General features: G+C 63.7%; 3 protein-coding genes. All 3 read left to right on the forward strand.

From position 1 onward, the window contains the following. A partial coding sequence (locus tag QZY07_RS08045) for a terminase gpA endonuclease subunit (protein ID WP_295401412.1) occupies positions 1 to 1,597 on the forward strand: 1,597 nt, incomplete at its 5' end. Then, a complete protein-coding gene (locus QZY07_RS08050; RefSeq protein ID WP_295401414.1) occupies positions 1,594 to 2,037 on the forward strand; it encodes a hypothetical protein in 444 nt (147 codons plus the stop codon). The genes QZY07_RS08045 and QZY07_RS08050, both read left to right, overlap by 4 nt. Positions 2,038 to 2,086: 49 nt before the next feature. Then, complete coding sequence (locus QZY07_RS08055) at positions 2,087 to 2,422, forward strand: hypothetical protein (protein ID WP_295401416.1); 336 nt, start codon at positions 2,087 to 2,089, stop codon at positions 2,420 to 2,422. The last annotated feature ends 2 nt before the right edge of the window (positions 2,423 to 2,424 follow it).

Below are 2,424 nucleotides of genomic sequence, written 5' to 3' on the forward strand. Positions count from 1 at the left end.
CGGGTGGCAATTCCTTCAGAAACGCTTCAAACGCAAGATCGACGGGCTGAGGGGCGTGGAGCATGGCAGCAAAAAGCTAACACATCGCACCTCTCCACTGATTTTCAAGGGCTTGTCGGCTATGTTGGCGCTTATGGGATCAACCCCCACCGAGGCCGGCGTTTCCCGCATCGAGCGGGCCTGGGAGAGCAGTTCTCAAGGGCATTACATCCTCGCCTGTCCCCATTGCACCGGCGAGCATGTCCGGCGCCTGCTGCGACCTGACAAGGCCCTTTTGATTCGCGGTCAACCCATGCCCGCCGCGCACCTGGATCTGGAGCAAGCCGCCTGGATCTGTCCCCACTGCGAAACCGCCATCGATCACCGCCACCATCGGCGCCTGATCGAAGGCGGTTACTGGCTGGGCGAAGACTGGTCCTGGCGTCCGGGTCAGGGGTTCGCCTTCCTGCCCAGCTTCGGGGGACACATCGGCTTCCATATCTGGGCGGGTTACAGCTACTCCCCCAACTCGACACCCGCCAAGCTGGCGCGCGAATACCTGAGCGTCAAGGACGATCCGGAGCAGCTCAAGACCTTCATCAATACCGTGCTGGGCGAGGTCTACCGCGAACCCGGCGAGCAACTGGACGCCGATCTGCTGATGGCGCGCGCCGAGCACTACCCCGCCGAAGTCCCCGAGGGCGTGGCCGTGCTCACCTGCGGCGTCGACGTGCAGTCCGACCGCCTGGAGCTGGAAGTGGTCGGATGGGGCGCGGGCGAGGAGTCCTGGAGCATCGATTACCAAGTCCTCATCGGCGATCCCGTCCAGGATGACGTGTGGCTGGAACTGTTGGAGGTCTGGAAGCAGGCCCGCTATGCCCGCGCCGATGGCTCCACGCTCGGGTTAACCGCGATGTGCGTCGATTCCGGATTCTTGCCCAAACGGGTGTATGGGTTCGTGGTCCAGGCCGGCAGTCAGCAGGTTTACCCCGTCAAAGGTCGCGCGGGCGCCTACCCCGTGATCGAGCAGAAGCTGGCGCGCGACCGCCGCCGTGCCAAGCGCAAGAAGGCCGGCGCCGCTCCCGAGATGCTTGGCGTCGACGAAGCGAAGTCCATCATCACGCGCCGCTTCAAGGGCGTCACCCGGCCCGGTCCAGGCTATGCCCACTTTCCCAAGGATCGCGCCGCCGAATGGTTCCGCCAGTTGACCGGCGAGCGTCTCGTCGTCCGCTACCCCCGAGGCGGCCGCCCCGTGCGCGAATGGATCAAGGTCTATCAGGCCGTGGAGGCGCTGGATTGCCGCGTCTATGCCTATGCGGCCCTGCTGCTGTCTGGCGTCGACTTGTCACGGGCCAAAGCCCCCCATCCGCCACCGAACGCGCCGCCCGCTTCAGTATCGACTGACCGGAGACCCCATGACCCGCGCCGAATTTCACGAACGCCTCAACGCCATCGGCCTGACTTGTGCCGACTTCGCCGCGCTGATCGGTCGCGCCCAGAGCACCGTCCACGACTTTGGCGGGAGGAGCCCGATTCCATACCACGTCAGATTGATCGTTCGCTTACTGGAGGAACGCCGCAGCATCGATCGACCCGGCCCATGGATACCGTCACATGAACGCCGCTGAGCAACTTGCCATCCTCGCCGCCGAACTGGAGGAGAGCGCCCCAGCCCCTGACACACCGGCGGCCTTCTTCGCCGCCGGGATTCGCCGTTGGTTGTCGGGAGCCGCCCGCAGCATGGATGACGCGCTCGGACTGACGGGATCGCCTGGCATCGAGACTGCCCGCACCCGCTACCTGCGGCACCGCCGCGACGCTCACCTCCTCACCGCCTGGCGACTTCTGGACGGCAAGCCGACCCCGCGCGCGGCGGCCCTGGCGGACGCGATTCAACGCTTCGAGTCTGACGTCTGGCCCCGCTGGCGCGCCCTGGATGCCCTGCCCGCCAGTGCATCATCGCTGCGCCGCGCCTTGTGGGAGGCGCGCCGCTGCGGATCGCTCCCCACGTCCGCAAGGCAGTTGCAAAACATCGCCGAATCTAACCGGCTCTATTGATTTCAGGCGTCGCGCGGTATCGTCAAATTCCTGCCAACGGAGACCCCAAATGACCGCCATCGAACAATTTAACGCGCTGGTCGCGACCGCACAGGCGCGAGGCGCGTCGCGCGCGCAAGCGATCCGCGCGACTGCCGGCGAAAACCCGGACTTACACCGTCGCTATCTCGCCGAGAGCAACGCCGAGCCGCCAGAAAAAACCGACCCGAGGTTAGACGCGATCCTACAAAATCCCCGCGCGGCCATGCATAGGTGTTCGGGATTTTTTAAGCCTGGACTTCCAGAAGCAACCTATTTAAACGACCTAAGGATGTCTCTCTTTTCTTATAATTTGGATCGAAAATTTCGTTTGCAAAAAGCTTTATCTTATTCGCTAGGTTATTAAAG

The sequence above is a fragment of the uncultured Thiocystis sp. genome, assembly GCF_903866365.1.
Lineage (GTDB): Bacteria > Pseudomonadota > Gammaproteobacteria > Chromatiales > Chromatiaceae > Chromatium.